The sequence below is a fragment of the Erwinia sp. LJJL01 genome, assembly GCF_047300805.2.
GTDB classification, from domain to species: Bacteria; Pseudomonadota; Gammaproteobacteria; order Enterobacterales; family Enterobacteriaceae; genus Erwinia; species Erwinia aphidicola.
The window spans coordinates 691,831-715,929 of the sequence record NZ_CP178576.1 but is presented as its reverse complement, the minus strand read 5'-3'; the positions used below and the strand labels follow the sequence as shown (position 1 = coordinate 715,929).

The 24,099-nt window shown below is 54.3% G+C and carries 24 protein-coding genes and 1 other RNA gene; 10 read left to right on the top strand and 15 right to left on the bottom strand.

Going from position 1 to position 24,099, the window contains the following annotated elements:
• Positions 1-242: 242 nt before the first annotated feature.
• Both ssrA and smpB read right to left on the bottom strand, forming a co-directional pair.
• Positions 243-605, bottom strand: a transfer-messenger RNA (tmRNA) gene (gene ssrA / locus ACLI4M_RS04095).
• 49 nt (positions 606-654) lie between these two features.
• The gene (gene smpB / locus ACLI4M_RS04090; RefSeq protein WP_048915053.1) at positions 655-1,137 is read right to left on the bottom strand and encodes an SsrA-binding protein SmpB; all 483 of its coding nucleotides are present in this window, start codon (positions 1,135-1,137) and stop codon (positions 655-657) included.
• Between the two features lie 160 nt (positions 1,138-1,297).
• Here smpB and ACLI4M_RS04085 point away from each other — a divergent pair, with 160 nt between their 5' ends.
• Together ACLI4M_RS04085 and ACLI4M_RS04080 are read left to right on the top strand one after the other, a co-directional pair.
• Complete coding sequence (locus tag ACLI4M_RS04085; RefSeq protein WP_133622977.1) at positions 1,298-1,732, top strand: type II toxin-antitoxin system RatA family toxin; 435 nt, start codon at positions 1,298-1,300, stop codon at positions 1,730-1,732.
• Positions 1,725-2,012, top strand: a complete 288-nt coding sequence (locus tag ACLI4M_RS04080; RefSeq protein ID WP_099753938.1) for an RnfH family protein — start codon at positions 1,725-1,727, stop codon at positions 2,010-2,012. The genes ACLI4M_RS04085 and ACLI4M_RS04080 overlap by 8 nt, the downstream gene beginning before the upstream one ends.
• A gap of 70 nt (positions 2,013-2,082) precedes the next feature.
• On the opposite strand, the gene bamE is transcribed toward ACLI4M_RS04080, so the two are convergent.
• The 3 genes from bamE to nadK all read right to left on the bottom strand — a co-directional run bounded on the left by bamE (position 2,083) and on the right by nadK (position 5,249).
• The gene (bamE, locus tag ACLI4M_RS04075) at positions 2,083-2,430 is read right to left on the bottom strand and encodes an outer membrane protein assembly factor BamE (RefSeq protein WP_048915057.1); all 348 of its coding nucleotides are present in this window, start codon (positions 2,428-2,430) and stop codon (positions 2,083-2,085) included.
• 190 nt (positions 2,431-2,620) lie between these two features.
• Positions 2,621-4,282: a DNA repair protein RecN gene (gene recN, locus ACLI4M_RS04070; RefSeq protein ID WP_133622978.1), complete on the bottom strand. Its 1,662-nt coding sequence runs from the start codon at positions 4,280-4,282 to the stop codon at positions 2,621-2,623.
• A gap of 88 nt (positions 4,283-4,370) precedes the next feature.
• Positions 4,371-5,249: an NAD(+) kinase gene (gene nadK, locus ACLI4M_RS04065; RefSeq protein WP_133622979.1), complete on the bottom strand. Its 879-nt coding sequence runs from the start codon at positions 5,247-5,249 to the stop codon at positions 4,371-4,373.
• 123 nt (positions 5,250-5,372) lie between these two features.
• On the opposite strand from nadK, the gene grpE reads away from it, so the two are divergent.
• The gene (gene grpE, locus ACLI4M_RS04060) at positions 5,373-5,954 is read left to right on the top strand and encodes a nucleotide exchange factor GrpE (protein WP_133622980.1); all 582 of its coding nucleotides are present in this window, start codon (positions 5,373-5,375) and stop codon (positions 5,952-5,954) included.
• An 80-nt stretch (positions 5,955-6,034) separates the two neighbouring features.
• On the opposite strand, the gene ACLI4M_RS04055 is transcribed toward grpE, so the two are convergent.
• Both ACLI4M_RS04055 and ung read right to left on the bottom strand, forming a co-directional pair.
• A complete protein-coding gene (locus tag ACLI4M_RS04055) occupies positions 6,035-7,600 on the bottom strand; it encodes a methyl-accepting chemotaxis protein (protein ID WP_133622981.1) in 1,566 nt (521 codons plus the stop codon).
• Positions 7,601-7,790: 190 nt separating this feature from the next.
• Positions 7,791-8,474 (bottom strand): uracil-DNA glycosylase, encoded by a 684-nt coding sequence (gene ung / locus ACLI4M_RS04050; protein WP_133622982.1) that lies wholly within the window; start codon positions 8,472-8,474, stop codon positions 7,791-7,793.
• A gap of 288 nt (positions 8,475-8,762) precedes the next feature.
• Here ung and grcA point away from each other — a divergent pair, with 288 nt between their 5' ends.
• Complete coding sequence (grcA, locus tag ACLI4M_RS04045) at positions 8,763-9,146, top strand: autonomous glycyl radical cofactor GrcA (RefSeq protein ID WP_048915062.1); 384 nt, start codon at positions 8,763-8,765, stop codon at positions 9,144-9,146.
• A 230-nt stretch (positions 9,147-9,376) separates the two neighbouring features.
• Here the strand turns inward: grcA and srmB are convergent, their stop codons facing one another.
• Positions 9,377-10,705 (bottom strand): ATP-dependent RNA helicase SrmB, encoded by a 1,329-nt coding sequence (srmB, locus tag ACLI4M_RS04040; RefSeq protein ID WP_048915063.1) that lies wholly within the window; start codon positions 10,703-10,705, stop codon positions 9,377-9,379.
• 132 nt (positions 10,706-10,837) lie between these two features.
• On the opposite strand from srmB, the gene trmN reads away from it, so the two are divergent.
• On the top strand, positions 10,838-11,575 hold the full coding sequence (gene trmN / locus ACLI4M_RS04035) for a tRNA(1)(Val) (adenine(37)-N(6))-methyltransferase TrmN (protein WP_133622983.1): 738 nt from the start codon (positions 10,838-10,840) through the stop codon (positions 11,573-11,575).
• Here trmN and nadB read toward each other — a convergent pair whose 3' ends face one another.
• Positions 11,576-13,189, bottom strand: a complete 1,614-nt coding sequence (nadB, locus tag ACLI4M_RS04030) for an L-aspartate oxidase (protein WP_133622984.1) — start codon at positions 13,187-13,189, stop codon at positions 11,576-11,578. It lies immediately after the preceding gene.
• Positions 13,190-13,661: 472 nt separating this feature from the next.
• Between nadB and rpoE the strand changes: the two genes are divergently transcribed.
• From rpoE to ACLI4M_RS04005, 5 genes are all read left to right on the top strand, one after another.
• The gene (gene rpoE, locus ACLI4M_RS04025) at positions 13,662-14,237 is read left to right on the top strand and encodes an RNA polymerase sigma factor RpoE (RefSeq protein WP_048915066.1); all 576 of its coding nucleotides are present in this window, start codon (positions 13,662-13,664) and stop codon (positions 14,235-14,237) included.
• Positions 14,238-14,267: 30 nt separating this feature from the next.
• Positions 14,268-14,921 carry an anti-sigma-E factor RseA gene (rseA, locus tag ACLI4M_RS04020; RefSeq protein WP_133622985.1) on the top strand — a complete coding sequence of 218 codons (654 nt, stop codon included), beginning with the start codon at positions 14,268-14,270 and terminating at the stop codon, positions 14,919-14,921.
• Positions 14,921-15,877, top strand: coding sequence for a sigma-E factor regulatory protein RseB (rseB, locus tag ACLI4M_RS04015; protein ID WP_048915068.1), 957 nt, complete (start codon positions 14,921-14,923; stop codon positions 15,875-15,877). The genes rseA and rseB overlap by 1 nt, the downstream gene beginning before the upstream one ends.
• A complete protein-coding gene (rseC, locus tag ACLI4M_RS04010) occupies positions 15,874-16,338 on the top strand; it encodes a SoxR-reducing system protein RseC (RefSeq protein ID WP_048915069.1) in 465 nt (154 codons plus the stop codon). The genes rseB and rseC overlap by 4 nt, the downstream gene beginning before the upstream one ends.
• 484 nt (positions 16,339-16,822) lie before the next feature.
• Positions 16,823-18,052, top strand: a complete 1,230-nt coding sequence (locus ACLI4M_RS04005) for a tyrosine-type recombinase/integrase (protein ID WP_133622986.1) — start codon at positions 16,823-16,825, stop codon at positions 18,050-18,052.
• On the opposite strand, the gene xis is transcribed toward ACLI4M_RS04005, so the two are convergent.
• The 6 genes from xis to ACLI4M_RS03975 all read right to left on the bottom strand — a co-directional run bounded on the left by xis (position 18,030) and on the right by ACLI4M_RS03975 (position 24,075).
• Positions 18,030-18,311, bottom strand: a complete 282-nt coding sequence (gene xis / locus ACLI4M_RS04000) for an excisionase Xis (protein ID WP_133622987.1) — start codon at positions 18,309-18,311, stop codon at positions 18,030-18,032. The two genes, ACLI4M_RS04005 and xis, sit on opposite strands and share 23 nt — an antisense overlap.
• Complete coding sequence (locus ACLI4M_RS03995) at positions 18,308-20,275, bottom strand: DNA cytosine methyltransferase (protein ID WP_133622988.1); 1,968 nt, start codon at positions 20,273-20,275, stop codon at positions 18,308-18,310. The genes xis and ACLI4M_RS03995 overlap by 4 nt, the downstream gene beginning before the upstream one ends.
• On the bottom strand, positions 20,268-21,152 hold the full coding sequence (locus ACLI4M_RS03990) for a phage N-6-adenine-methyltransferase (RefSeq protein WP_133622989.1): 885 nt from the start codon (positions 21,150-21,152) through the stop codon (positions 20,268-20,270). Before ACLI4M_RS03990 ends, ACLI4M_RS03995 begins: the two co-directional genes overlap by 8 nt.
• 472 nt (positions 21,153-21,624) lie before the next feature.
• Positions 21,625-23,172 carry a P-loop ATPase, Sll1717 family gene (locus tag ACLI4M_RS03985; protein WP_133622990.1) on the bottom strand — a complete coding sequence of 516 codons (1,548 nt, stop codon included), beginning with the start codon at positions 23,170-23,172 and terminating at the stop codon, positions 21,625-21,627.
• 368 nt (positions 23,173-23,540) lie between these two features.
• Complete coding sequence (locus tag ACLI4M_RS03980; protein WP_133622991.1) at positions 23,541-23,789, bottom strand: hypothetical protein; 249 nt, start codon at positions 23,787-23,789, stop codon at positions 23,541-23,543.
• A 145-nt stretch (positions 23,790-23,934) separates the two neighbouring features.
• Positions 23,935-24,075: an ANR family transcriptional regulator gene (locus tag ACLI4M_RS03975; protein WP_133622992.1), complete on the bottom strand. Its 141-nt coding sequence runs from the start codon at positions 24,073-24,075 to the stop codon at positions 23,935-23,937.
• Positions 24,076-24,099 lie beyond the last annotated feature (24 nt).

Sequence of the window (24,099 nt, the reverse complement as noted above, 5' to 3'; positions counted from 1 at the left end):
AAAGTTTGTTGCCATCGTACTATTTCAAAGCTTTATCAATGGCTTTTGTAAGAATAATGTTAATGCTGGTGTAGGGAGGGCGTCTGTGTCATCAGGTTAGCCTGCGTAAATGAGTGTACGAATCAGGATAAATTTTGCTGAAGGAGTGTCGATTGTTACAGACACAAAAAAGCCCACTCAGCGTTAACCTTGTGGGCTTTCAGGACTTCTGCGGTCGGCTCTGGAACCGCCGCGAAAAGATTTGGTGGAGCTGGCGGGAGTTGAACCCGCGTCCAGAATTACTACACCGTCGGCACTACATGCTTAGTCAGTCTTTACATTCGCCGGCCAGCTGCGGACAGACACGCCACTGACAAACTAGCCTGATTAGTTTTAGTGCTTCAACCCCAGGCCGGGTATCCACACGAGTTCTTTTGGGTTTGACTTCTCTTGATCCCCGTCTTAAGAACGGAAGCTAGGGAGAGAAGGCTCTAAGCAGGGTATTAAGCTGCTAGTGCGTAGTTTTCGTCGTTTGCGACTATTTTTTTGCGGCTTTTAACGAGGCAAACCGCCCCTCGGCATGCTCCTAGGGCTACGCAAATCCTGTCGAATCCAGAATCAGCCCCAAGTACTGTTTCGCAGTATATCAGAAAAACCTGTCGCTGTACCAGTAGGTTAGCGATTAGCGTGTTTCATGATACGTGCTTTGTCTAATTTCCACTCACGATCTTTGATGTCATCGCGCTTGTCGTGCTCGCGCTTACCTTTAGCCAGGCCGATTTTCAGCTTAGCCCAGGCGTTTTTCCAGTACATCGACAGCGCAATAATGGTGTAACCATCACGGTTAACTTTACCAATCAGCGTGTCGAGCTCGCGTTTTTTCAGCAGCAGCTTGCGGCTGCGCGTCGGGTCGCAGACATAATGCGTAGAGGCGACGCTCAAAGGCTGGAAAGTTGACCCGAACAGGTAAGCTTCGCCATCGCGCAGCATGATGTAGCTGTCGCTGATGTTGGCCTTACCGGCGCGGAGAGTTTTGACTTCCCATCCCTGGAGCGAAAGCCCGGCTTCGAACTCTTCTTCGATGAAGTATTCATGGCGGGCGCGCTTGTTCATGGCAATGGTAGCGGAACCGGGTTTATGTGCTTTTTTCTTTGTCATAGTGCCACTTAGTTTACATGAAGCCGTGATTAATGGCATCCCCTGTAACGTTACCAGCGGGGTAAACGGGTATTCTAGCAGATGCCCGGCCGGAGAGAATTTTTGTTTGATTGCTGGCAATGGTATTATTGATAAGTTCTAGAAATTGACAGGAATCGTTATGTCCCAGATTAGTCGTTCCGCGCTGGTGCCGTACAGTGCTGAGCAGATGTACCGCTTAGTTAACGACGTTGACAGCTATCCGCAGTTTTTACCGGGCTGCACCGGTAGCCGGGTGCTGGACGCCAGCGATGACCAGATGACCGCTTCCGTTGACGTCTCCAAAGCCGGTATCAGTAAAACCTTCGTTACCCGCAATACGCTAACCGATAATCAAAGCATCCATATGCAGCTGGTTGATGGCCCGTTCCGTAGGCTAACCGGCGGCTGGCGTTTTACTGCGCTGAGCGAAGAGGCCTGCAAGGTTGAGCTGAATCTGGACTTTGAGTTCACCAATATGCTGGTTGAGCTGGCATTTGGCCGCATCTTTAAAGAGCTGGCCAGCAGCATGGTGCAGGCGTTTACCCAGCGGGCGAAAGAGGTCTACAGTGCCTGATATCGTGGTGGAAGTGGCGTATGCACTGCCGGACAAGCAGTATCTTTACAGCGTTAAAGTGCCGGAAGGCAGCAGCGTAGAGCAGGCGATCATCGCCTCCGGCCTGCTGGAGATACGCAGCGACATCAGTTTGCAGCAGAACAAGGTGGGGATTTTCAGCCGCCCGGTGAAGCTGCAGGATGAAGTGCAGAGCGGTGACCGCATCGAAATCTATCGGCCGCTGATTGCCGACCCGAAAGATCTGCGCCGCCAGCGGGCGGAACGGGCAGCAAAAAAATAAGGCGCATTGAGCGCCTTATTTTTTTACAGGCCGACCGGAAAACAAGGGCGGCCCCTGGCTGAACAGAGGATTAACCTTCGTTTTTGCTCAGTGCAGGTTTGTTATCAATGTTGGTCAGCGTACCGTTCTGATCAAACGTCAGGGTCAGCGTCTGCTGTTTCACCGGCTCGTGGCCTGGCTCCTGACGGAATACGTAATACCACACGTTTTTACCAAACGGGTCGTGCATCATCGGCGTGCCCAGCGTGTAAGCAACCTGCTGTTGGGTCATGCCAGTATGGATTTTGGCGACGTCATTGGCGACCAGGTAGTTGCCCTGGTTGATATCCGGGCGGTAAACCACTCGCTCCAGAGTGGAACATCCAGCGGTCATCATCAGAAGAACCACCGCGGCAGCAGTCAGCGTTTTACAGCGCATAATCAATGTTTATTCCTTTGTGGCTATATTCGTATCCCCGGACTCCCTGAAACAAGCCGCTCCAGGACATGGGTCTATCAGTGTGCAACTACGATACCAGTGTAAGCTGCCGATGATAATAAACCTTTCCGCAGTTTAAAACCTCTGCGAAGCAACGATATGACCACAATCCGGTAAAAAAGTGCAATGCTCAGGCGGCTAAAAGCTCTTTGGCGTTCGCCAGCGTATTGCGCGTGACCTCGCTGCCGCCCAGTAAACGCGCCAGTTCCTGCAGGCGGGCGCGCTTGTCCAGCGGCTGCATATGCGTTTCGGTCATCGCGCCGTCGGTCTCTTTACTGACGTAGAAATGCTGGTGGCCACAGCCCGCAACCTGCGGCAGGTGCGTCACGCACATCACCTGAGTGGATTCACCCAGCTGGCGCAGCATTTTACCGACCACCGCGGCGGTTGGCCCGCTGATACCCACGTCCACTTCATCGAAAATCAGCGCCGGCGTATCCATTTTACGTGCGGTGATCACCTGGATGGCCAGCGCGATGCGCGACAGTTCACCGCCCGATGCCACTTTGCCCAGCGGCTGAACCGGCTGGCCAGGGTTGGTGCTGACGCGGAAATCGATACGGTCTGCGCCTTCCGCCGTCAGGTGGTCCGGATTGAACTGAATTTCAATGCTGAAGCGGCCGTGCGGCATCGACAGCGTATGCATGCTGTCGGTGATCAGCCCGCTCAACTCGTTGGCGAAATGAGTGCGACGCTCGTGCAGCTGCTGTGCGCAGCTCAGGGCAGCAGCATAGTGCACGCTGACGGCTGCGCTCAGCTCGTCCTGGTCGCTCTCCTGCTGGTCAAGCAGCTGCTGTTCTGCCAGCAGCTGCTGATGAAAGACGGGCAGCTCTTCCGGCGCGAGGTGATGCTTGCGCGCAAGGCTAATCTGGCGCGACAGGCGCTGCTCCAGCTCGTGCAGACGGTTGGGATCAAGGTCGAGGCGGTCACAGTAGTGGCGCAGCTCATCGCTGGCCTCACTGATCTGGATCGCGGCCTCTTCCAGCATGGCAGACACGCCGCTCAGCTTGTCATCCATCTCAATCAGCTCGCTCATCAGCTGGCGCGCAGTATACAGCTGGCTTTGCAGGTTGTTCTCTTCGCCATCGGCCAGCATCAGCAGGGTTTGCTGGCTGGTCGAGAGCAGCTGCCCGCTGTTCGCCAGACGCTTGTACTCCTCATCAATCTGCTCATATTCGCCGCTGACCGGCGCAAACTCGTTCAGCTCTTTCAGCTGATACTGCAACAGCTCACGACGCGCTTCACGCTCCTGCGCCAGCTGCTGATGCTGCGCCAGCGCGCGGCAGCTCTGGTGCCACTGACGATAATGCTGCGCCATGTTTTGCATCAGCAGAGGCTCACCGGCGTAGGCATCCAGCAGGTTTTTCTGGTGTTCAGGTTTGAGCAGCAGCTGATGCGCGTGCTGCCCATGGATCTGGATAAGCGCCTGGCCGAGGTCACGCAGCTGGGAGAGGGGCACCGCAGTGCCGTTGATAAAGCCGCGTGAGCGACCGTCGCTGCTGATCACCCGGCGCAGCAGGCATTCGTTACCGTCATCCAGCTGGTTGTCCGTCAGCCAGCGCTGCGCGGAAGGGGTATCTTTGAGGGAGAAGCGCGCGCAGATATCGGCTCGTGCTGCCCCCTGGCGCACCATATCAGCCTCGGCACGACCACCCAGACACAAACCCAGCGCGTCAATGGCGATGGATTTACCCGCACCGGTTTCCCCGGTGATAGCCGTCATTCCGCGCTGAAAGTCGATCTCAAGCTCGCGAACAATCGCGAAGTTACTGATGGTCAGTTGTGCCAGCATAATTGTCTTTCCTGTATGAAAACACAGATATGGTTTTTCATACAGTATATACTGGTTTTATAAACAGTAAACTCAGGCAGCACGCTTTTTAGAATAATTTTTTTGACCAGCCGAGCTTTGAGCTTAGCGTGTTGAAATAATTATAATTTTTCGGGTGGATCAGGTTCAGGTGATAATCGCTGCGGCGGATTAGTACATCTTCTCCCTGCTGGATAGGCAGCGCTATCTGGCTGTCGCAGCTGATCTCCAGGTCGCCGCGCATATGGGAAAAACGCAGGCGGATGGTGCTGCTGCTGTTGATCACTAATGGGCGGGCCGACAGGGTATGCGGGAACATCGGCACCAGCACAATGGCATCCAGCGACGGGGTGAGGATTGGCCCGCCGGCCGAGAGGGAATAGGCGGTGGAACCGGTCGGCGTGGAGATGATCAGGCCGTCCGATCGCTGCGAGAACGCAAAGTTCTCGTCAATATAGACCTCGAATTCGATCATATGCGCCACTTTGCCCGGGTGCAGCACCACTTCGTTTATCGCCGTGCCAATGCGCGGCGTGCCGGACTGGCGGCAAACCTGGGCTTCCAGCAGGAAGCGGCTCTCAGCGAAGTATTCCCCTTCCAGCACGTCGGCCAGCTGCTGCTGCGCATTATCCGGGTCAAGGTCGGTGAGAAAACCCAGGTTGCCGCGGTTGATACCGATCACTTTGATGTCATAGCGCGCCAGTACTCTCGCCGCACCCAGCATATTGCCATCACCGCCGACCACCACCGCCAAATCGGCCTTGCGGCCAATCTCCGCCAGCGTTCCGGTCAGGACGCCATCCAGTTTCAACTCGCGCGCGATCTGCTGCTCAATAATGACCTGATAGCCTTTCCCGGTCAGCCAGCGATACAGCATTTCATGGGTGCTGAGTGCGGTGGGGTGGCGTGGATGGCCGACGATCCCGATGCAGTTGAAGTGGGTATTCATGTTACTGGCATTCCTTACGAGGTAAACTGCCCCGACAATGTGACTGGTTCCCTTGAAACCGCGATTCTGATCCCCATAATAAGCGAACCAGCGAGATGAATATGCACAAACGCGGAGAAATTCATGAGTAGTAAAGAACAGAACACACCAAACGAGCAAGTTTCAGACGAAATCGAGATGGAGCAGGCACAAAACCAGGACGCGGAAACAGCAGAAGTGGTGGATCCGCGTGATGAGCGTATTGCTGAACTGGAAGCACAGCTGGCCGACTCTCTGGGTGGCGTGCGCGATGCGCAGCTGCGTGCTCAGGCAGAGATCGAAAACATCCGTCGCCGTGCCGAACTGGATGTGGAAAAAGCGCACAAATTTGCGCTGGAAAAATTCGCCAACGAGCTGCTGCCAGTGATCGACAGCCTGGAGCGCGCGCTGGAAGTGGCCGATAAAGAGAACCTGGAACTGGCTTCGATGATTGAAGGCATCGACCTGACCATGAAGTCACTGCTGGGTGCGGTACGTAAGTTTGGCGTGGAAGTGGTTGGCGACACCAATGTGCCGTTCAACCCGGAAGTGCATCAGGCGATGTCGATGATGGAGTCTGAAGAGGTCGCACCAAACCACGTGCTGATGGTGATGCAGCGCGGTTATACCCTGAACGGTCGCCTGCTGCGCCCGGCGATGGTTGCCGTCGCCAAAGCCAAAGCTTAATGCCTGCACGGGGCGACCTTTTCCCCGGTCGCTCCTGCAGTATCCAAATAGCCGCCTTGTGCGGCTATTTTTATGCGCGCTTACTGGAAAGCAGGTTCGTTAACCTTAAATGCGCGGATCGCGACCGACAGCTGATCTGCCTGCTCCTGCATCGACTGCGCGGCCGCGGCTGACTCGTTGACCAGCGCGGCGTTCTGCTGGGTCACCTGGTCCATCTGGGTGATCGCCATGTTAATCTCATCAATACCGCTGCTCTGTTCGGCGCTGGCAATCGAGATTTCGCCAATAATCTGCGTCACGCTTTTCACGCTGGAGAGCACTTCATCCATGGTGGAACCTGCTTTCGCCACCTGTTTGCCACCCTCATCAACTTTACTCACCGAGTCCTGAATCAGCTGCGCGATCTCTTTCGCGGCGGAAGCCGAGCGCTGCGCCAGGCTGCGTACTTCGGAGGCAACAACGGCAAAACCGCGCCCCTGCTCGCCAGCGCGTGCGGCTTCAACGGCGGCGTTCAGCGCCAGGATATTGGTCTGGAAGGCAATGCCGTCAATCACGCTGATGATATCGACGATTTTTTTCGACGATCCGTTAATCATCTCCATGGTGCTGACCACCTGTTTCACCGCATCGCCGCTCTGCAAGGCAACCTGTGAAGCCTGTGCGGCCAGCTGGTTGGCCTGGCGTGCGTTGTCGGCGTTCTGCTTCACCGTTGAGGTGATCTGTTCCATTGCCGAAGCGGTCTCTTCCAGCGAGCTGGCCTGCTGCTCGGTACGGGCAGAGAGGTCCATATTGCCCGCCGAAATTTCGCTGGAGGCACTGGCAATCAGGTCGGTGCCGGAGCGCACTTCATAGACAATTTTCTGCAGATTTTCATTCATGTTCTTCAGCGCCTGCATCAGCTGGCCGGTTTCGTCCGTTGAGGTGACATGAATGGCGCTGCGCAGATCGCCCGCCGCGACATTTTCGGCAATTTTCACCGCTTCACGCAGCGGGCGTACGATAGAACGGGTGAGGAAATAGCCCAGCAGCACCGCCGCAATCATTGCCAGCGCGGAGAAGATCAGCGTGATCTTTATCGCCGTTGAGCCATCCTTCACCGCCTTAACGCCTTCGGCCTGCAGCTGTCCAGACTGCGAGTCGGCAAAGGCTACCACGATATCAAGGAAGGCATTCTGGGTGGAGGTGATTTTACGCAGCACCACTTCGGTAGCATTGGTGATATCCCGCGCACGGATCAGATCCAGCAGATCCTGTTTATCCTGCTCGAACAGGGCAGCGGCCGCTTTCACATCCTTGATCTTCTTAATGCCGACTGGCGTGGTTTGCAGCTGGGCAATTTTTTCAATCGCCGCATTGGTTTTGGCGGTTGCCGCATTCAGCTGAGCAAAACGCTTATCGTTAGCACCCGGGTTGGCGGCGTCCAGCACCATTCCGCGTAGAAACTTGATCTGGTCGTTAACGCCGTCGCGCACGTCAAACGACAGGCGGACTTTGGTGTAGCGGTCGCTGATGATGCTGTCGATGGAATGATTAATGTTGCTGGTCTTAATAATTGCGGTAGCGCTGACGATGATCAATAACAGGATCACCAGGCCAAATGCAGCACCCAGCCGCACGCCTACTTTCATATTCTTTAGCGATGACATTGATTTACCCCTAAGTTGGTTCGAGCCAGAAAGGGAGCATTTTTATGCTCCTCGACTTCGAACCCATCGGCAGGTGAGGGCAAAACTTGATAAGAAGTTGTGATGGAATTCGCAGTTAAGCGTGTGGAAATGTAAGTGATTCAGCAGGGAAATTATTTTTCAGGGGGCGGCTTCCCCCTGATCTTACGAGTTATTCAGCCGGTAACTGCGGTGCCCAGTCAATCGGCGTTTCGCCATGCTCGCTCAGCCACTGATTAGTTTTGGAAAAGTGGGCGCTGCCAAAAAAGCCGCGATGCGCGGAGAGCGGGGAAGGGTGCGGCGCCTGCAGGACATGGTGGCGCTGGCGGTCAATAATGCTGCCTTTCTTCTGCGCGTGCGAGCCCCACAGCAGAAAGACCACGCCTTCGCGATGCTGGTTAATGGCGGCAATAACGTTATCGGTAAAGGTTTCCCAGCCGAATTTGGCGTGCGAATGCGCCTGGCTGGCTTCCACCGTCAGCACGGTGTTCAGCAGCATCACCCCCTGCAGTGCCCAACTTTCAAGGAAGCCGTGATTCGGGCGCTGGAAGCCGGGAATATCCGTCACCAGCTCTTTATACATATTGACCAGCGAAGGGGGCACTGCGACCCCCGGCAGTACGGAAAAGGCCAGTCCATGCGCCTGGTTGGGGCCGTGATAAGGGTCCTGACCCAGAATAACCACTTTTACCGCGCCCAGTTCGGTGAGGCGAAAAGCGTTAAAAACATCTTTCTGCGGGGGATAGACGGTTTTGCCAGCCGCACGCTCTGCCGCTACCCGGGCCAGCGTCTCCTTAAAGTAAGGTTTCTCTTTTTCCTCAGCCAGCACATCGTGCCAGGTCATGGTATTGACCATTACCGTCTCCTTAACGTCATCAAAGGGCGTAGCTTAACGCGCTTTCCCACGGGGTGACACTTAAAAAATAATTGAATTTTTACACGAATTGAAGAAATTATTATCCGGCTAAAATTGATATAAAACAGAAAGTTGCTCAATCACCCAGCGAGTGTGCCAGCGATGGCTTGATTTGCATCAAAGAGGCCTTATTCGCAGGCTGGTATACAGATCCCAGTCAATTACGGGTTTATCCATCAACCTGGCGCTGAGCTTCTCTTCAGCGCCCATTGCCTGGGAGGCAACAACATGATTACCGGAATTCAAATTACTCAAGCAACCAATAATGCCCTGCTGAACTCTTTCTGGCTGCTGGACAGCGACAAAGCGGAAGCACGCTGCGTTTGTGCTAAAGCCGGCTACAGCGAAGATCAGGTGGTACCGGTCAGCGATCTCGGTGAAATCGAATATCGTGAAATCCCGCTGGAGGTGAAACCGCAGGTGCGCGTGGAGGGCGGTCAGCATCTGAACGTCAACGTCCTGAGCCGTGAAACGCTGGAAGAGGCGGTGAAGCACCCGGAGAAATATCCGCAGCTGACCATTCGCGTTTCCGGTTATGCCGTGCGTTTTAACTCTTTGACGCCAGAACAGCAGCGTGACGTGATTACGCGTACCTTTACTGAAAGCCTTTAAGCATTAACAGCCGTCGGTAAATAAGCGGATGGCGAATATCGCGCCATCCGCTTTTGTTGTCTACTTAACTGATAATCGGCGGTTTTTAGGCCTGTTTTTTTTGCTGAGAGACTGCTGAGGTTGAGACTTTTTGCTGGCTGGACGATATCCTTAACGCTATGGTCCATTTTGGCCCATCATCAGCCAATAAAAAACCGCCCCTGGAGGCGGTTTTTTGTTATGCAGTGTGATTATTCCGCACTGTCAGTTTTCGCAGCGCTTGGCTTGCGGCGCTTACCGATATTTTTGGTGTCGCGATGGCGCTCTTTCACGCGCGGTTTCTCTTCGGCCTTCTCTTTTTCTTTCTGCTGCTTACGCTTTTCCAGCACTTTCTTCGACGGTTTGCCTTTCAGCTTCTCATTTGGCGCGCGGGTGGTCGGGCGCAGCTCATCAATGGTACGCGCTTTCAACGGCTCTTTGATGTAGCGGCTGATTCGTCCCAGCAGCATGTTGTCGTGGGCTTCAACCAGGGAGATGGCGATGCCTTTTTTGCCTGCACGGCCGGTACGGCCAATACGGTGCAGGTAGGTATCTGCGGTGACCGGCATATCGAAGTTGAACACGTGGCTGACATCGTCGATGTCGATGCCGCGCGCGGCGATATCGGTGGCCACCAGTACGTTAACGCGGCCTTCAACTACGCGTTTGATCGCTTCGTTACGCTTGGCCTGCACCAGTTCACCCTCCAGGTAGCTGGTGTTGATGCCCGCTTCGCGCAGCCAGCCGCACAGCTCGTGCACACGCTCGCGCTTGCGCACGAACACCACGGCACGGGTCACTTCCGGCTGCTTCATCAGGTGGATCAGCAGTGCGGTTTTGTGTTTGATATGGTCCGCGCGGTAGTACCACTGCTGGATTTTTTTGCGCTCGCGGCGTGCCGGATCGGCTTCAATCTCGATCGGCTCGTTCAGAATGCGTTCTGCGAAGTCTTTAATAGCTTCGCCTTCCAGCGTGGCGGAGAACAGTAACGTCTGTTTGCGCCAGCGGGTTTCGGCGGCGATGGTTTCGATATCCTGAGCGAAGCCCATGTCCAGCATGCGGTCGGCTTCATCCAGCACCAGCGTTTCCACCGCGCGGCAGTCGAAGTTTTCTTCTTTAATGTACTGCAGCAGGCGGCCGGTGGTGGCGACCACGATATCCTGGTTTTCACTGAAAACTTCGGCGTGGTTCATAAACGCCACGCCGCCGGTGATGGTGGCGATATCAAGGTGGGTATGTTTCGCCATCTCACGCGCCTGGTCTGCAACCTGCATCGCCAGTTCCCGGGTCGGGGTCAGGATCAAAATGCGCGGCGGGCCGGACTTCTTACGCGGGAAGTCGAGCAAATGTTGCAGCGCGGGCAGCAGGTAGGCCGCAGTCTTGCCTGTACCGGTTGGTGCCGAACCCAGAACGTCGCGACCCTCCAGTGCTGCCGGAATAGCTTCTGCCTGAATGGCAGTAGGGCGCGTGTAGCCTTTCTCCTGCAGGGCTTGCAGTAGGCTCTCGTCAAGTTCGAGTTCGGAAAAAGTGGTTACAGTCATGGTCTACCTCAGTTTGGGGCGCTGATTATAGACAGATTGAGCGCGATCTTCATCTGTTTGTGTCGAGTTAATGACTTTTCCTTCATCGCGGATTGTCCTATGCTAGCGCCGTTTCCCTTTCAGGTCAGTCAAATGTCACAACAGAAAGCCATTCTTCGCGCCAACGGATTTACCTTCAAGCAGTTTTTTGTTGCTCACGATCGCTGTGCGATGAAGGTCGGCACCGATGGCGTGCTGCTGGGCGCCTGGGCGCCGGTGGCGAACGTTACGCGCGCGCTGGATATCGGCAGCGGCAGTGGTTTAATTGCCCTGATGCTGGCGCAGAGAACCGCTGAAAACGTCGAAATTGATGCGGTGGAACTGGATGAAGCGGCAGCCGGGCAGGCCAAAGAAAATGTCGCAGCATCGCCGTGGCCCGGCAGAGTGCATGTGCACCAGGCGGATATTGTTAGCTGGAGCGAACGCTGCGTGCAGCGCTATTCGCTGATTGTCAGCAATCCTCCCTATTTTGCGCCGGGATCGGAGTGCGCCAGCCCGCAGCGGGCTTCCGCGCGCTACACCGCCAGCCTGACGCACGATGTATTGCTGAAGTGTGCTGAGGATCTGATCGCTGAAGAGGGGTTTTTCTGCGTCGTCCTGCCGGAAGCAGCCGGGAGTAAGCTGGTGGAGCTGGCGCTGCAGCGCGGCTGGCATCTGCGTTTTCGCACCGACGTGTCTGATAACGAGACGCGGCCACCAAACCGCGTGCTGCTGGCGCTCTCCCCGCAAGCGGGTGAACAACTGCTGGACCGGATGACGATTCGCGGGCCTGACCAGCAGTACTCTGAAGCGCACTGTAGCCTGACCCGCGATTTCTATCTGTTCCGCTAATTAATCGTTCAGCTGCGGCTGCAGAATGGTCGGCAGCGCTTCATCCAGCGCTTCCGGGTAATCCAGCGTGTAGTGCAGTCCGCGGCTCTCCTTGCGCGCCATCGCGCAGCGCACCATCAGTTCGGAGACCTGAACCAGGTTACGCAGCTCCAGCAGATTATTGGAGATGCGGAAATTGGCGTAATATTCGTCAATCTCCTGCTGCAGCGTGTTGATGCGGCGCAGGGCGCGCTCAAGGCGTTTAGTGGTGCGCACAATACCGACGTAATCCCACATAAACAGCCGCAGCTCGTGCCAGTTATGCTGGATCACCACGCGCTCGTCCGAATCATCGACCCGGCTTTCATCCCACGCAGGTAACCCCGCCACCATCGGCACGTCCGGCAGGCGACGATGGATATCCCCGGCGGCTGACCAGCCGTACACCAGGCACTCCAGCAGCGAGTTTGAGGCCAGGCGGTTAGCGCCGTGCAGGCCGGTGTAGCTGACCTCACCAATAGCATACAGGCCGCTGAGATCGGTGCGGCCCTGCCGATCGACCATCACGCCGCCGCAGGTGTAGTGCGCCGCAGGCACAATCGGGATCGGCTGCTTCGTCAGGTCAAAGCCGAGCGTCAGCAGCTTTTCGTAAATGGTGGGGAAATGGGCGCGGATAAATTCCGGCGGCTGGTGGCTGATGTCCAGATACATGCAGTCAGCGCCGAGCCGCTTCATCTCATGGTCAATCGCCCGCGCCACGATATCACGCGGGGCCAGCTCGCCGCGCGCATCGAAGTCAGGCATAAAGCGCGTGCCGTCAGGGCGCTTCAGTTCGGCCCCTTCACCGCGCAGCGCTTCGGTCAGCAGAAAGTTGCGTGCATCCGGGTGGAACAGGCAGGTTGGGTGGAACTGATTAAACTCAAGGTTGGCGACGCGACAGCCTGCACGCCAGGCCATCGCGATACCATCACCGGAGGCGACGTCCGGGTTGGTGGTGTATTGATAGACTTTCGCCGCGCCGCCGGTTGCCAGCACCACGGCGCGGGCGCGGCAGGTTTCCACCGCTTCACGCTTGCGGTTCCAGATATAGGCGCCCACCACGCGGCGCTCGCCCGGTAGCCCGATTTTATCGGAAACAATCAGGTCAACGGCGTTACTGCGTTCAATCAGCTTAATATTTGGATGGCTCAGCGCCTGGCTGACCAGCGTCGTTTCCACGGCTTTGCCGGTGGCGTCGGCGCTGTGCAGGATGCGGCGGTGGCTGTGGCCGCCTTCACGCGTCAGGTGGTAGGGCTGTTCATGGTTGGCCGGGGTGTCTTTATCAAACAGCACGCCGTTGTCGATCAGCCACTGCACGCAGTGACGGGCGTTGCTGGCGATAAAGGAGACGGCCTCACGTTCGCACAGGCCGCCGCCGGCAATCAGCGTGTCTTCCACGTGTGATTCGATGCTGTCAGTTTCATCAAACACCGCGGCAATACCGCCCTGAGCATAAAACGTGGAGCCTTCACTGACCGGGCCTTTGCTCAGCACGGTGACCTGATGTTTTTCGGCCAGCCGTAACGCCAGCGAAAGGCCCGCTGCGCCGCTGCCAATAATCAACACGTCACAGCTATAATCGGAAGAGAGAGTCATGGTGTTTAATTTACTAAACAGGTTGTTTGCTGAGCATAGCACTCAAATTAACCCGGCAAAAAGGCTTTTTATCGACCACGCTCGAGAGTGGGAGCCAAATCAAATAGTGCTCGTCACAAAAACGACATCTTTTTGAAAAATCCGCGTAAGAGGGCGTTTAATATTACGAACGTTCACTTATTGTCGTGATTATAGGGTGAAAACTGAGGCTCCTTGCGGTACTCTGCGACGGCTGTTGGGCTCCTGAGCTTCACTGTTTCAGGAACAAAGAGAGGCAGTGGCCGACAAATCCGTAAGAATGCATAAAAAAGCGTGCTGATTTGTCCTGTCCCCCGGCGGCTACACAAAAATAATGGCGTAATGGAACTTTCCTGATGATGACGACTCAAACCGCATGCTTGCTCAAAAAGATTGAGTTATTGCTGGAAGTGCGATTACGCGTGAAGACAGATTTGGGGAGAATTTACCTCGGATGAGCGAGCAGTTAACGGATCAGGTTCTCGTAGAGCGTGTACAGAAAGGAGACCAGAAGTCATTCAACTTACTGGTAGTTCGCTATCAGCATAAAGTGGCGAGCCTGGTTTCCCGCTATGTGCCCTCCGGAGACGTGCCTGACGTAGTGCAGGAGTCGTTTATTAAGGCCTATCGTGCGCTGGAATCTTTTCGGGGCGACAGTGCTTTCTATACCTGGCTCTATCGTATTGCCGTCAATACGGCCAAAAATTACCTGGTTGCTCAGGGGCGCCGCCCGCCGTCTACCGATGTGGACGCGATCGATGCAGAAAATTTCGAAAGTGCGGGAGCTCTGAAAGAAATATCGAACCCTGAGAACTTAATGTTGTCAGAAGAGTTGCGACAAATCGTTTTTCGTACCATCGAGACGTTACCCGAAGACTTGCGCATGGCTATCACCCTGCGTGAACTCGATGGCCTGAGCTATGAAGAGATAGCCGTGATCATGGATTGCCCGGTAGGGACTGTTCGCTCCCGTATTTTCCGCGCCCGTGAAGCTATCGATAATAAAATTCAACCGCTTATCCAACGCTAGCGATAGCGGACACAGGAAGGGTATTGAGGTATGCAGAAAGAACAACTTTCCGCTCTGATGGACGGTGAAACGCTGGATAATGAAGCCATTTCCGCGTTGTCTAAAGACGTTGTGCTGCAGAAAAACTGGGAAAGCTATCACCTGATTCGCGACACATTGCGCGGTGATGTTCCTCAGCTGCTCGATTTTGATATCTCCGCGCGCGTTATGGCGGCGATTGAGAACGAGCCAGCGCAGAAAGTCACTCCTCTGATTGTTGAAGCACAGCCTAAACCTGAACAGGCTGCCGTGATGCCGTTCTGGGCAAAAGTGCGCCCGTGGGCAGCTCAGATTACTCAGGTTGGCGTCGCCGCTTGCGTTTCTTTGGCCGTGATTGTCGGCGTGCAGCAGTACAATAAACCGGTGGTCGGTCAGTCTTCCGACGCCCCGGTGTTTAACACGCTGCCGATGATGGGGCAGGCTTCCCAGGTTAGCCTGGGTGTGCCCGCAGACAACGCGAACACTAACAATAGCAACGCTAACCAGCAGGTTCAGGACCAGCGCCGCCGCGTGAATGCGCTGCTGCAGGACTATGAACTGCAACGCCGTCTGCATGCTGAACAGCTGCAGTTTGAGCAAAGCCCCGATCAGCAGGCTGCTGCTCAGGTTCCAGGTAACCAGTCGTTAGGAATGCAATCGCAGTAATGAAGCAGCTTTGGTGTGCAGTCAGCCTTATGGCTGGCAGCCTGATGTACTCCTCTGTCGCCCCGGCCGCGCAAACGCCGTCCGGGGCACTATTGCAACAGATGGAGCAGGCCAGCCAGTCTCTCAGTTACGAACTTGCCTATATCAATGTCTCCCGCATGGGCATTGAATCGCTTCGCTACCGTCATACCGTTATCGACAACAAAGTCTTTGCCCAGCTGTTGCAGATGGATGGGCCGCGCCGTGAGATTATCCAGCGCGGCAATGAGGTCAGCTATTTTGAAGCGGGGCTGGAACCGTTCACCATGACCGGGGATCACATTGTTGATTCGTTGCCGGCGCTGGTGTATGCCGATTTTCAGCAGCTTGCCGCGACCTATGATTTTGTCTCCGTTGGCCGCACGCGCATTGCCGACCAGCTGTGCGAAGTGATCCGCATCGTGCCGCGTGATGGTACGCGCTACGGTTACATTGTCTGGCTGGACAGCGACACTAAGCTGCCGCTGCGGGTTGACCTGATGGACCGCGACGGCGAGACGCTGGAACAGTACCGCGTGGTCAGCTTCGCGGTGGATGACGGCGTACGTAAGATTATGCAGGGCCTGGAAACCGCTAAGCTGCCGCCGGTGCTTTCGGTACCTACCAGCGGTGCGGTGACCTTCAACTGGAAAGCTGGCTGGCTGCCCGCCGGAATGAAAGAGATCGCCCAGAGCCGCCGCCAGCTACCTTCGCTTGATCGCCCGGTGGAATCCCGGCTCTACTCCGATGGTCTGTTCAGTTTTTCCATCAACGTGACGATGGCGGATAAAAGCAGTTCGCCACAGCAGTTGCGCACTGGGCGTCGTACGGTGCAGACTGAAGTGCGTAATAATGCGGAAATTACGGTAGTGGGCGAACTGCCTCCTGCCACCGCTAAACGTATTGCTGACAGCGTGACGATGGGTAAAACACCATGATGAGAGAATGGGCGACGGTGGTCTCGTGGCAGAATGGTATTGCCACATTGCACTCCGAAATGAAAACTTCCTGCAGCAGCTGCTCTGCCCGCAAGGGGTGTGGCAGCCATATGCTGAACAAGCTGGGGCCAAAAAATGCGCACGTGATGAAAATCACCAGCGTCGAGCCGCTGCAGCCGGGCCAGCGTATTGAATTAGGCATTGCCGAAACCAGCCTGCTGAGTTCGGCATTTCTGGTTTATATGACGCCGCTTATCGGTTTATTCGTCCTGGCCGGCGTTTTCCAGATGCTGTTCCACAGCGATCTGGCCGCGGCCAGCGGCGCGCTGCTGGGCGGCGTGGGCGGTTTTATTATTGCAAAAGGTATCTCCAGCATTCTGGGCCGTTCAGCCTCTTTCCAGCCGGTGATCCTCAGCGTTGCACTGCCTCCTGACGCGCTGCACGTCACTACCGATGCCTGACTGGCCTCGAATCTGGCGGCGGGTTTATCCTGCCGTCAGCCCCGTTCCACGCTGGTTCAAATCTTATTTCCTCGTTGATATGCCTTTGCGTGCACTATTGCCTGCCTGCGAAGATTCCACCCCTTTGATATGTAGTGTAGAATGCTGCCTTTCGGGCCAGTGTCCGCCTGTGATATCACGCTCTCCTGCTTCGCATCGCGAGAGTTCCAGAATTTGTAAGGCAGAAAAATCTCAATAATGAAGCACATAAGAAACTTTTCTATCATCGCCCACATCGATAATTAACTGCCCGACAAGCTCCGACAACCTCCGACAAAAATTACCTTCAAAGCCTTACCCCCTCTGATACCAAACAAAAACACCCACGACAACCTACGTCACGATCCGACCACTTAAGCCATCGTTTTACTGTCCATCAGCGTGTCCATATTCTACTATTGGGCCGTTGCAGTGTGTCCATCATGGACACGGGGAGACAAAAAACATGGCTATTTCAGATAGCTACCTTAAATCCTGCCTGAACAAAGAGCGGGAGAAGGTAGTGGAAAAAGCAGACCGTGATGGTCTGTGGGTGCGCGTGTCCGTAAAAGGCGCCGTCACCTTCTTCTATCGCTATCGGTTCCTGGGCAAACAGGACAAGATGACGATCGGCAGTTACCCCCACCTGGGCCTGAAAGATGCCCGCGAAGAAGTCGAGAAGTGGGCCGCCGTTCTGGCCAAAGGTGACAACCCGAAAATCAAACGCGACCTGGAGCGCGGCAAAATCAGCACGCAGTTCACATTCGAGCAGCTCTTTCGTGAGTGGTTCGCGATGGTGTGCATCCAGAAAGAAAGCTCACCGCTGATCATCCGTTCGTTCGAGCTGCACGTATTCCCTAAGGTCGGTAAGTACCCGGCGGCAGAGCTGACGCTGCACAACTGGCTGACGCTGCTGGACCGCCTGTCGAAGGCATACAGCGAAATCACAAAGCGGGTGATCAGCAACGCAAAGCAGTGCTACAGCTGGGCCGTGAAGCGGCAGATCCTGACGGTTAACCCGCTAAGTGAGCTGACCGGGCGTGACTTCGGTATCAAAAAAGGTACTGGGAAAAGGGTGCTGGACCGGAAGGAAATTGCGATGGTCTGGATGGCGATCGACGACTCGAGGCTGATGGAAAGAAACAAACTGCTGCTGAAGCTGCTGCTGTTCTTTGCCTGCCGACTGTCGGAGCTTCGCCTGGCCAAGGAGAGTGATTTCGATTTTGTCGAGGGGGTTTGGACTGTTCCGCCGGAGAACCACAAGACCGGCCGGCAAACAGGGCAGCCGCTTCTGCGGCCAATAATCCCGGAGATAGTGCCGCTGCTCCAGCGCGCGATGGAAATTGCGCCTGGAGAGTACGTCTTGTCTGGCAGAAAAGATGAGCCAATGCCTGAGGGCAACCACCTCAGCATCACCGCCAACCTGCGGCAGTTCATGCTCAAGGCCTACCAGGAGAACGTCCCGCACTTCACCGTTCACGACCTGCGGCGTACCGCGCGCACCAACTTCTCTGAACTGGCAGATCCAATCGTTGCAGAGAAGATGCTCGGCCACGCGCTGCCCGGCGTACTGGGCGTGTACGACAAATATCAGTACATGGATGAAATGCGGGAGGCGTACGGGAAGTGGTGGGCGAGGTTGATGAGTATTATCGAGACTGACGTGCTGGAGTTCACGCCGCGCAGTGCCGGGTGATTCGCCCGAACTGATCGCGCTGGAATTTACCGTGAATGTGCTGCAGAGCCTTTCTTTTCGGCTGCTGCACTTCTGCCTGCTGCCAGACCAGCACCTTTGCGCGTAGCCACTTATTGGCGCGACCGATGCAGTAATCATCCGGGGCCGGGAATGGGTTGGCGCTGCTATCCCGTTTCCGGTACCGTTCGAGCGTCCGTGCTGATACGCACAGGTGCTCGCAGACCTCTTTTGTGTCCATCCAGCTCTGATTGTCTTTCATGCCACTTTCTCCTCTGTAATGCACATTTCTGGCAGGTTGGCGCGTACTAGCGCTTCAGCGAACGGCGGCGGCACGGCATTGCCGCATCTGGCCACCTGTTTATCTTTGGCGTACTTGTTGCCGCGGTAGTCCTGATCAATCACGTACCAGGCCGGGAAGCCTTGGGCAGCATACAATTCCTTCGGCTGCAGCATGCGCATACCGATATCAACGATGCGGTACGTGACCTCCTCGATCTCGACAAACTCGCGCAGGTCGTGCTGGTGGAGAAACTCCGCAGTTAGCGCCGCGCGCGCCTCGTCATAATCCTGCATAGCCAGGCTGGTCTGGACCTCGCCGAAGTGCTGGCCGCCGGCTGTGACTGTTTGCAGCGGTGAGTCGGTCGGCTGCCCGGTGTTGGTACCGCGCATTTTGATGATGCTCGACGTGACCAAGGCGTGGTGATCCGTGGTTGTGACGGTGTGCATTGGCCCATCCAGCGGCGCACCTGGTCCGGTGTAGTTCCCGCCGAAGTGTTTGGCCAGAAACGCGCTGGCAATCGCGAACTTATTGCTGCCAGCGGTAACCGTCCCGACTGGCTTATGAATATCCAGCACCCGGGGAGACTGGCCGACACGTTCGCCATATCCCATCTGGATCAGCGTCGGGCTGACGAACTGGCTTTTGCCGCCGCCGCCGGCTGTTACCGTTCCGGCTGGCTGGCCAACCGCGTGCCAGACGCTGGCGCCGAACTGGCGGGCGATGACCGGGGCAATCAGGCAGGAATGGTTTTTATTTACCACGGTTCCCGCAGGCTGTTCGATGCTGCGCGGGTTGGCCGAGTATTCTGGTCCGCCAGCACCAATCGTAAATGGCGATAGAGCCGCTTCTACGATGCCCAGGGCATGACCGTTACCGCCTGGGCGCGCGGAGGTGCCAGCCGTGACGGTGGGCATCGGCTCAGTCACTTCCTGCCCGGTGGCCCCGGTACGGATTTTTGTGATGTGCGGCATAACGATCGCATAGCCATGCTTGCGGGTGATCGTCTGCAGCGGCGCATCCAGCCCCTGACCACGGAAGGTGTCATAGGTAGTTTTGCTGCTGGTGTGGTTGCACTTGACGATAAACGGCGTGGGGTTGTCGATCACGAATCGCTGGATGCCGCGTGCAATACGGCGCATCGTGTTTTCCGCCAGCGGTTTTTTTCGGTCGAAAATTGACGGGCAGGGCAATGACCAGTCGATACACTCGGCGGCGGTGCGCCAGGGCTTAAGCTGGCCGCTCTGCACCGGCAGTGATTTCGGGTCACCGTGCGACTGCTCCGGCCAGGCTACGGGCATACCGTCGCAACGCATCACCATGAAGAAGCGTTTGCGGATCGTGGGCGCGCCATAATCGCAGGCGCGCAGCTCCCGGTATTCGACCGCGTAGCCCAGGCCATCGGTCAGCCGCTGCGCCGACGCGCTGTGCCTGTCAATCAGCAGGAACTCGCACACCTCATCCAGCGCTGGGTTGTCGGCTGGGATGCCAGCACCCAGCATTCCCACGAACGCGGCGAACGTCTCGCCTGCGCGGGAAGGGTCCGGGCGATCCTCATCTGCCAGAAGCGGCCCCCAGGTTTTGAACTCTTCAACGTTCTCAAGCATCATGACGCGGGGGCGGGTAGCCAGAGCCCAGCGGAGGACAATCCAGGCTAGCCCCCTGATCTCCTTCTTAACCGGGGTGCTGCCTTTCGCTTTCGAGAAATGGCGGCAATCCGGCGAGAACCACGCCAGCCCGACCGGGGCTCCGCTGGTGGCCGCCACCGGGTCAATATCAAACACTGATTCGCAGTAGTGAAGTGTGTCAGGGTGGTTTGTCGTGTGCATGGCGATCGCATTCGGGTCGTGGTTGATAGCTATATCGACGCTGCGGCCGGTTGCCATTTCGATCCCGGTGCTGGCCCCGCCGCCGCCGGCGAAATTGTCTACGATGATTTCACGCATTCGGGAATTCCTTAAAAGTTGCGGCCAGTGACTGAGCCATGACGATAATCGCACCGGACGGTGCGCGGTCCAGTAGTAGGTGGTTTATGTGCTGCATTACCTTGCGATTTTTGTCTGTCGGCAGGTCCGCCAGGTGTTTTATACCCCTTGCGATGCGGTGAACTTCTTCTGGCCAGACATCATTTTCAGTTTCCGGCACCTGTAGCGCGGCAGTAACTTCCGCTGGCGGCATCAACTTTGCCGCGGCCAGCTCTATCTGACGCATGAACGCGGCGCCGCGCGCTTCCAGTTCATCGCGGCTGACGTAATCAAACTTGGGCCCGCGCCAAGTTTTATCGAACACCGCGATCGCCGCGCCGAACCCCGCGGATGATTCCGACGGCTGGCCCTCCGCCGGCCGGTACCACACTGGCAGGTCAAAGCTGATACGGCCGCGAATGAACACAATGTGATCCGCATCTTCCGGCCACCATAGCTCCCCAGTTGCCGCTTTAATCAGGAAAACGTACCGGCCGCCCAGCTCTCGCATCGCGGCGGTGTGCGCCATGATGTGTGTCATTCCGGTGATGTACTGGCCTTCGTGCTGGCTGGCGCGGGAATAGGGCGGGTTGGCGTAAGCGGCGCCGTGCAATTCTGCCAGGCGGGCGCTCCAGTCCTGAGTAAGCGCGTTATCTTCAGCGCTGTAGAACGCTTCACACTTCGCATTATCACTGTCGGCGAAAAGGTCCAGCACGAACGGACCAAATTTTGAGTTGATGCCCCACCACAGCCGATCCGGCGACCGCCACTGGTCGCCGACTTCCTTCAGCTTGTGGGTGGGCGCTGCGCGAAGGGCGTCGAGCGCCGCGCAGTAAGGATTTTTAGTGTGTTCGGTCATTGTATTGCTGCTCCGGATCAGCTGAGTTTTATTTGGTAGTAAGCGCAGAAATCCAGCACGTAGGGACATTCAGAAGGGCTTTCTGTTTCGTTTATAACGTCACATCCGCCAGCGTGCAGGCAGTTGCAGTTCATGCAGCCGAGACGGTTTTCAAAGCAGTTTTCGCCATGTGATAGCCGTTGCAGCTGCCACCAGTGAATCGGTGCGGGAAGTCATAAGCGGAACAGCGGCAGGTGACCTGCCGACCGTCCCAATAGGCTTTCCCTCCGGCAGTTGAGTTTGCATAGACTCACCTCGTCAGATATACAGCTCCACGGTTAACGCCGCGATAAGCAGCAGGATCAGCACGGCCGCCTTGCGAATGCTGGCATAGAAGATTTCGTGGCGCACGAGATGGCACCGGATTTTGGTTTTCATGGGGTAGGGCGTAAAAAAACCTGCCGAAGCAGGTAATTAGAAGTTAAGCTAAATATCAGACTTGATCACCTTTATCTCTAGGTTCTTTCAGATTTAACGCCCTAGTTAAGCCGTCATGAATTTTATACTCGTCGGAATCTATAAATCCTTGGGCTGGATAAAAACTTTTATACTTCCATATTGTCGACTGGCCGATTTTAAAACCAATCAAAGAAATTTCGAAAAGAAATCTCAATTGAGAATTAATTTTTTCCTCGTTGTAATTATCATCAATTTTCTTCATTTCCGTGATAATTCTTTCCTTGGTGAAATTAGTCAAGGAATTATTTTGAATCGCGGCGAGTAAAGATATTATTTCTGGTCTTTGCACGGACCACTCATCAATTATCTCTTGCCTTAACCACTCTGAATATTTTGGTTCGGCTTGATAGATGAAATCAACATCCAGTTTATCAGAGGTTTCGATACTTTCTTCGAATGGGTCATTCTTGGCGTCTTTCATACTGCGTATTGTTTTATCCATCAGAGAAATCAAATCTCTTGGACGCATCATGGAACGCTTTATTATGTAGTTTATTGGTTTTAAACGCTGGCGCATTTCATCTTTGTTAAAAATTATATCAATGTTATTTATTAGTGGGATCCCTTTTTGTTGAGCATAATAATTTATCCTTTTAAGTAGTAGTTTTACGAGTGACTCTTTATCCCAATGTAGCAGAGCCCCGCAATCTTCGCGCAATTTGTTCGAGTCATTTATACTCAGTACTTCAAAAATATCTTCCCTAAGAAAAATAATGGGTCTTATAAAACCCTTGTATTTAGGTGTCATGGAATCAGCAGCTGTAACCAACCCTGCAATAACCTTTCTAGAAACTTCTACGGAAATATTATCCCATGCTTCATCAATGCGATCGAAACAGATGAATATTTTAGCTTTCATGGGTGATATGGATTGTATAACAGTCTCAAAATATGTAATGAAGTAATCAATGTTTGTGCGGAGTTTTTCTTTAAGATCTTCATCGTTTTTTATAGTTTCGAAGGATATTTCACCACCATCCAAATCTAAACTTTCAAATCCGTCATCATTGAAACCAACCCCTGCTTTAGGTAAGCTTATTTTACCTAAGGAAAGTAATTTCTTACCTATAATATTTGATATCGATGGTAATGGTTCATTGAAGATCTTATTTATAACTTCTTGTGCCTTTGATAGTTCTTTAGGAATGTTGATGTTTTTTTCTTTTAGGTGTCTAAAGTATGCTTTTATTACTTCAATCAAGATTACGAATCGCCAGGACTGTTTGTAGGATAGCGACTCAGCAGCAAGTTCATTTTTTAATAAGGAATGAACTGACCAATTATAGTCTTCAAAAGATAATGGTACCAAAATTTCATCTTGTTTTAAAAACAAACTTGGGTTTGTGGTGAGATGCCTAAATAATGCTGTTTTACCAGCACCTTTTCTACCTAAAACTAAAAAGGATGACGGGCTATTAATTACGCTGCTTAAAACTCCATTATCAAAAAAATATTCCGATAATCTATCGTCACGCTCAGCTGATAGTTTTCCCACCTCAATCCAGCTTAAAATATCATTCATGATGACTTCCTTATTAAGTTATGTGTTAATTTAAGATGAAGCGAATTTTGCCATGGGTCATTAAATATGATGTGTTACATTTGCTTATATCATCATTATTGAAGTTAATTTTCAAGTTGATAATTTTTTTTTGGGGATTATGTAAGCAATTAGCTAGATGTCATCATATCGTGCTTTTCCTATCTATGAATCTACTTTACTTGAGTTAGATGATTTTCTCAAATCGATTATTTCATGTTTTAATCTGAAAATTTAATTTAATCATAATTTAAGTATAACTAATTGATTATATTGAGTTTTATCTGGTTACCTTTGGGCCTCATGATAGACTGCTGCGTAGATTATCGGTCAGATGCTGAAAGGGTAGGTTATTTAGATGCGTTCTGTTTAGCTTGCTGATATTCGCTGCTGAGAATTTCGATAGCACCAGCAGTGGCATCCAGTTTTGCTCCGGTGCTGAAGTAAATAGCATCTTCACGTCGGAAGTAGGTGCAGCCAATGAGAAGTAACATCCCCCAGTCCAGGGCTACCAATTTAAGAAACGGAACCCGGTTCACTTCAAAGTCTGGCTTTTGCACCGACCATAGTTCGAGCAGTGCTTTGTGATTAACCCCCATTCCTTTTGGGCCCTTGGCGCGCGGCCAGCATGAAAAACCAATCTGCTCGGTCGGTTTCGTCCACAGCTCCGGATCGAGATATGCAGCGCCATCGAAACGGACCCCAAACAGAAAAAAGCGTGTCAGATCGCTTTTAAAAACTGGCTTAGCCCCGAACAGAGACGTATATGTTGCTGCCGGTGGAGCTGCGCGATGCCTGCAGCCACTGGTGAGCTGCTTCTGAAAAATCGCCTTTCTTCTCGCTGGCAGCGGCCTGCTGCGCGAGGTTTTTATAGGTCAGTCGCATAAATGCTCCAGAAAGCCCCCGCAG

Coding starts and splice junctions, on each gene's coding strand:
- rpoE (WP_048915066.1), top strand. CDS start 13,662: ATGAGCGAGCAGTTAACGGATCAGGTTCTCGTAGAGCGTGTACAGAAA.
- ACLI4M_RS03980 (WP_133622991.1), bottom strand. CDS start 23,789: ATGGGGGTTAATCACAAAGCACTGCTCGAACTATGGTCGGTGCAAAAG.
- smpB (WP_048915053.1), bottom strand. CDS start 1,137: ATGACAAAGAAAAAAGCACATAAACCCGGTTCCGCTACCATTGCCATG.
- xis (WP_133622987.1), bottom strand. CDS start 18,311: ATGAAAGACAATCAGAGCTGGATGGACACAAAAGAGGTCTGCGAGCAC.
- bamE (WP_048915057.1), bottom strand. CDS start 2,430: ATGCGCTGTAAAACGCTGACTGCTGCCGCGGTGGTTCTTCTGATGATG.
- ACLI4M_RS04055 (WP_133622981.1), bottom strand. CDS start 7,600: ATGTCATCGCTAAAGAATATGAAAGTAGGCGTGCGGCTGGGTGCTGCA.
- nadB (WP_133622984.1), bottom strand. CDS start 13,189: ATGACTCTCTCTTCCGATTATAGCTGTGACGTGTTGATTATTGGCAGC.
- nadK (WP_133622979.1), bottom strand. CDS start 5,249: ATGAATACCCACTTCAACTGCATCGGGATCGTCGGCCATCCACGCCAC.
- rseC (WP_048915069.1), top strand. CDS start 15,874: ATGATGAGAGAATGGGCGACGGTGGTCTCGTGGCAGAATGGTATTGCC.
- rseA (WP_133622985.1), top strand. CDS start 14,268: ATGCAGAAAGAACAACTTTCCGCTCTGATGGACGGTGAAACGCTGGAT.
- ung (WP_133622982.1), bottom strand. CDS start 8,474: ATGGTCAATACCATGACCTGGCACGATGTGCTGGCTGAGGAAAAAGAG.
- grcA (WP_048915062.1), top strand. CDS start 8,763: ATGATTACCGGAATTCAAATTACTCAAGCAACCAATAATGCCCTGCTG.
- rseB (WP_048915068.1), top strand. CDS start 14,921: ATGAAGCAGCTTTGGTGTGCAGTCAGCCTTATGGCTGGCAGCCTGATG.
- ACLI4M_RS03975 (WP_133622992.1), bottom strand. CDS start 24,075: ATGCGACTGACCTATAAAAACCTCGCGCAGCAGGCCGCTGCCAGCGAG.
- recN (WP_133622978.1), bottom strand. CDS start 4,282: ATGCTGGCACAACTGACCATCAGTAACTTCGCGATTGTTCGCGAGCTT.
- ACLI4M_RS04005 (WP_133622986.1), top strand. CDS start 16,823: ATGGCTATTTCAGATAGCTACCTTAAATCCTGCCTGAACAAAGAGCGG.
- ACLI4M_RS03995 (WP_133622988.1), bottom strand. CDS start 20,275: ATGCGTGAAATCATCGTAGACAATTTCGCCGGCGGCGGCGGGGCCAGC.
- ACLI4M_RS03985 (WP_133622990.1), bottom strand. CDS start 23,172: ATGAATGATATTTTAAGCTGGATTGAGGTGGGAAAACTATCAGCTGAG.
- srmB (WP_048915063.1), bottom strand. CDS start 10,705: ATGACTGTAACCACTTTTTCCGAACTCGAACTTGACGAGAGCCTACTG.
- ACLI4M_RS04085 (WP_133622977.1), top strand. CDS start 1,298: ATGTCCCAGATTAGTCGTTCCGCGCTGGTGCCGTACAGTGCTGAGCAG.
- trmN (WP_133622983.1), top strand. CDS start 10,838: ATGTCACAACAGAAAGCCATTCTTCGCGCCAACGGATTTACCTTCAAG.
- grpE (WP_133622980.1), top strand. CDS start 5,373: ATGAGTAGTAAAGAACAGAACACACCAAACGAGCAAGTTTCAGACGAA.
- ACLI4M_RS03990 (WP_133622989.1), bottom strand. CDS start 21,152: ATGACCGAACACACTAAAAATCCTTACTGCGCGGCGCTCGACGCCCTT.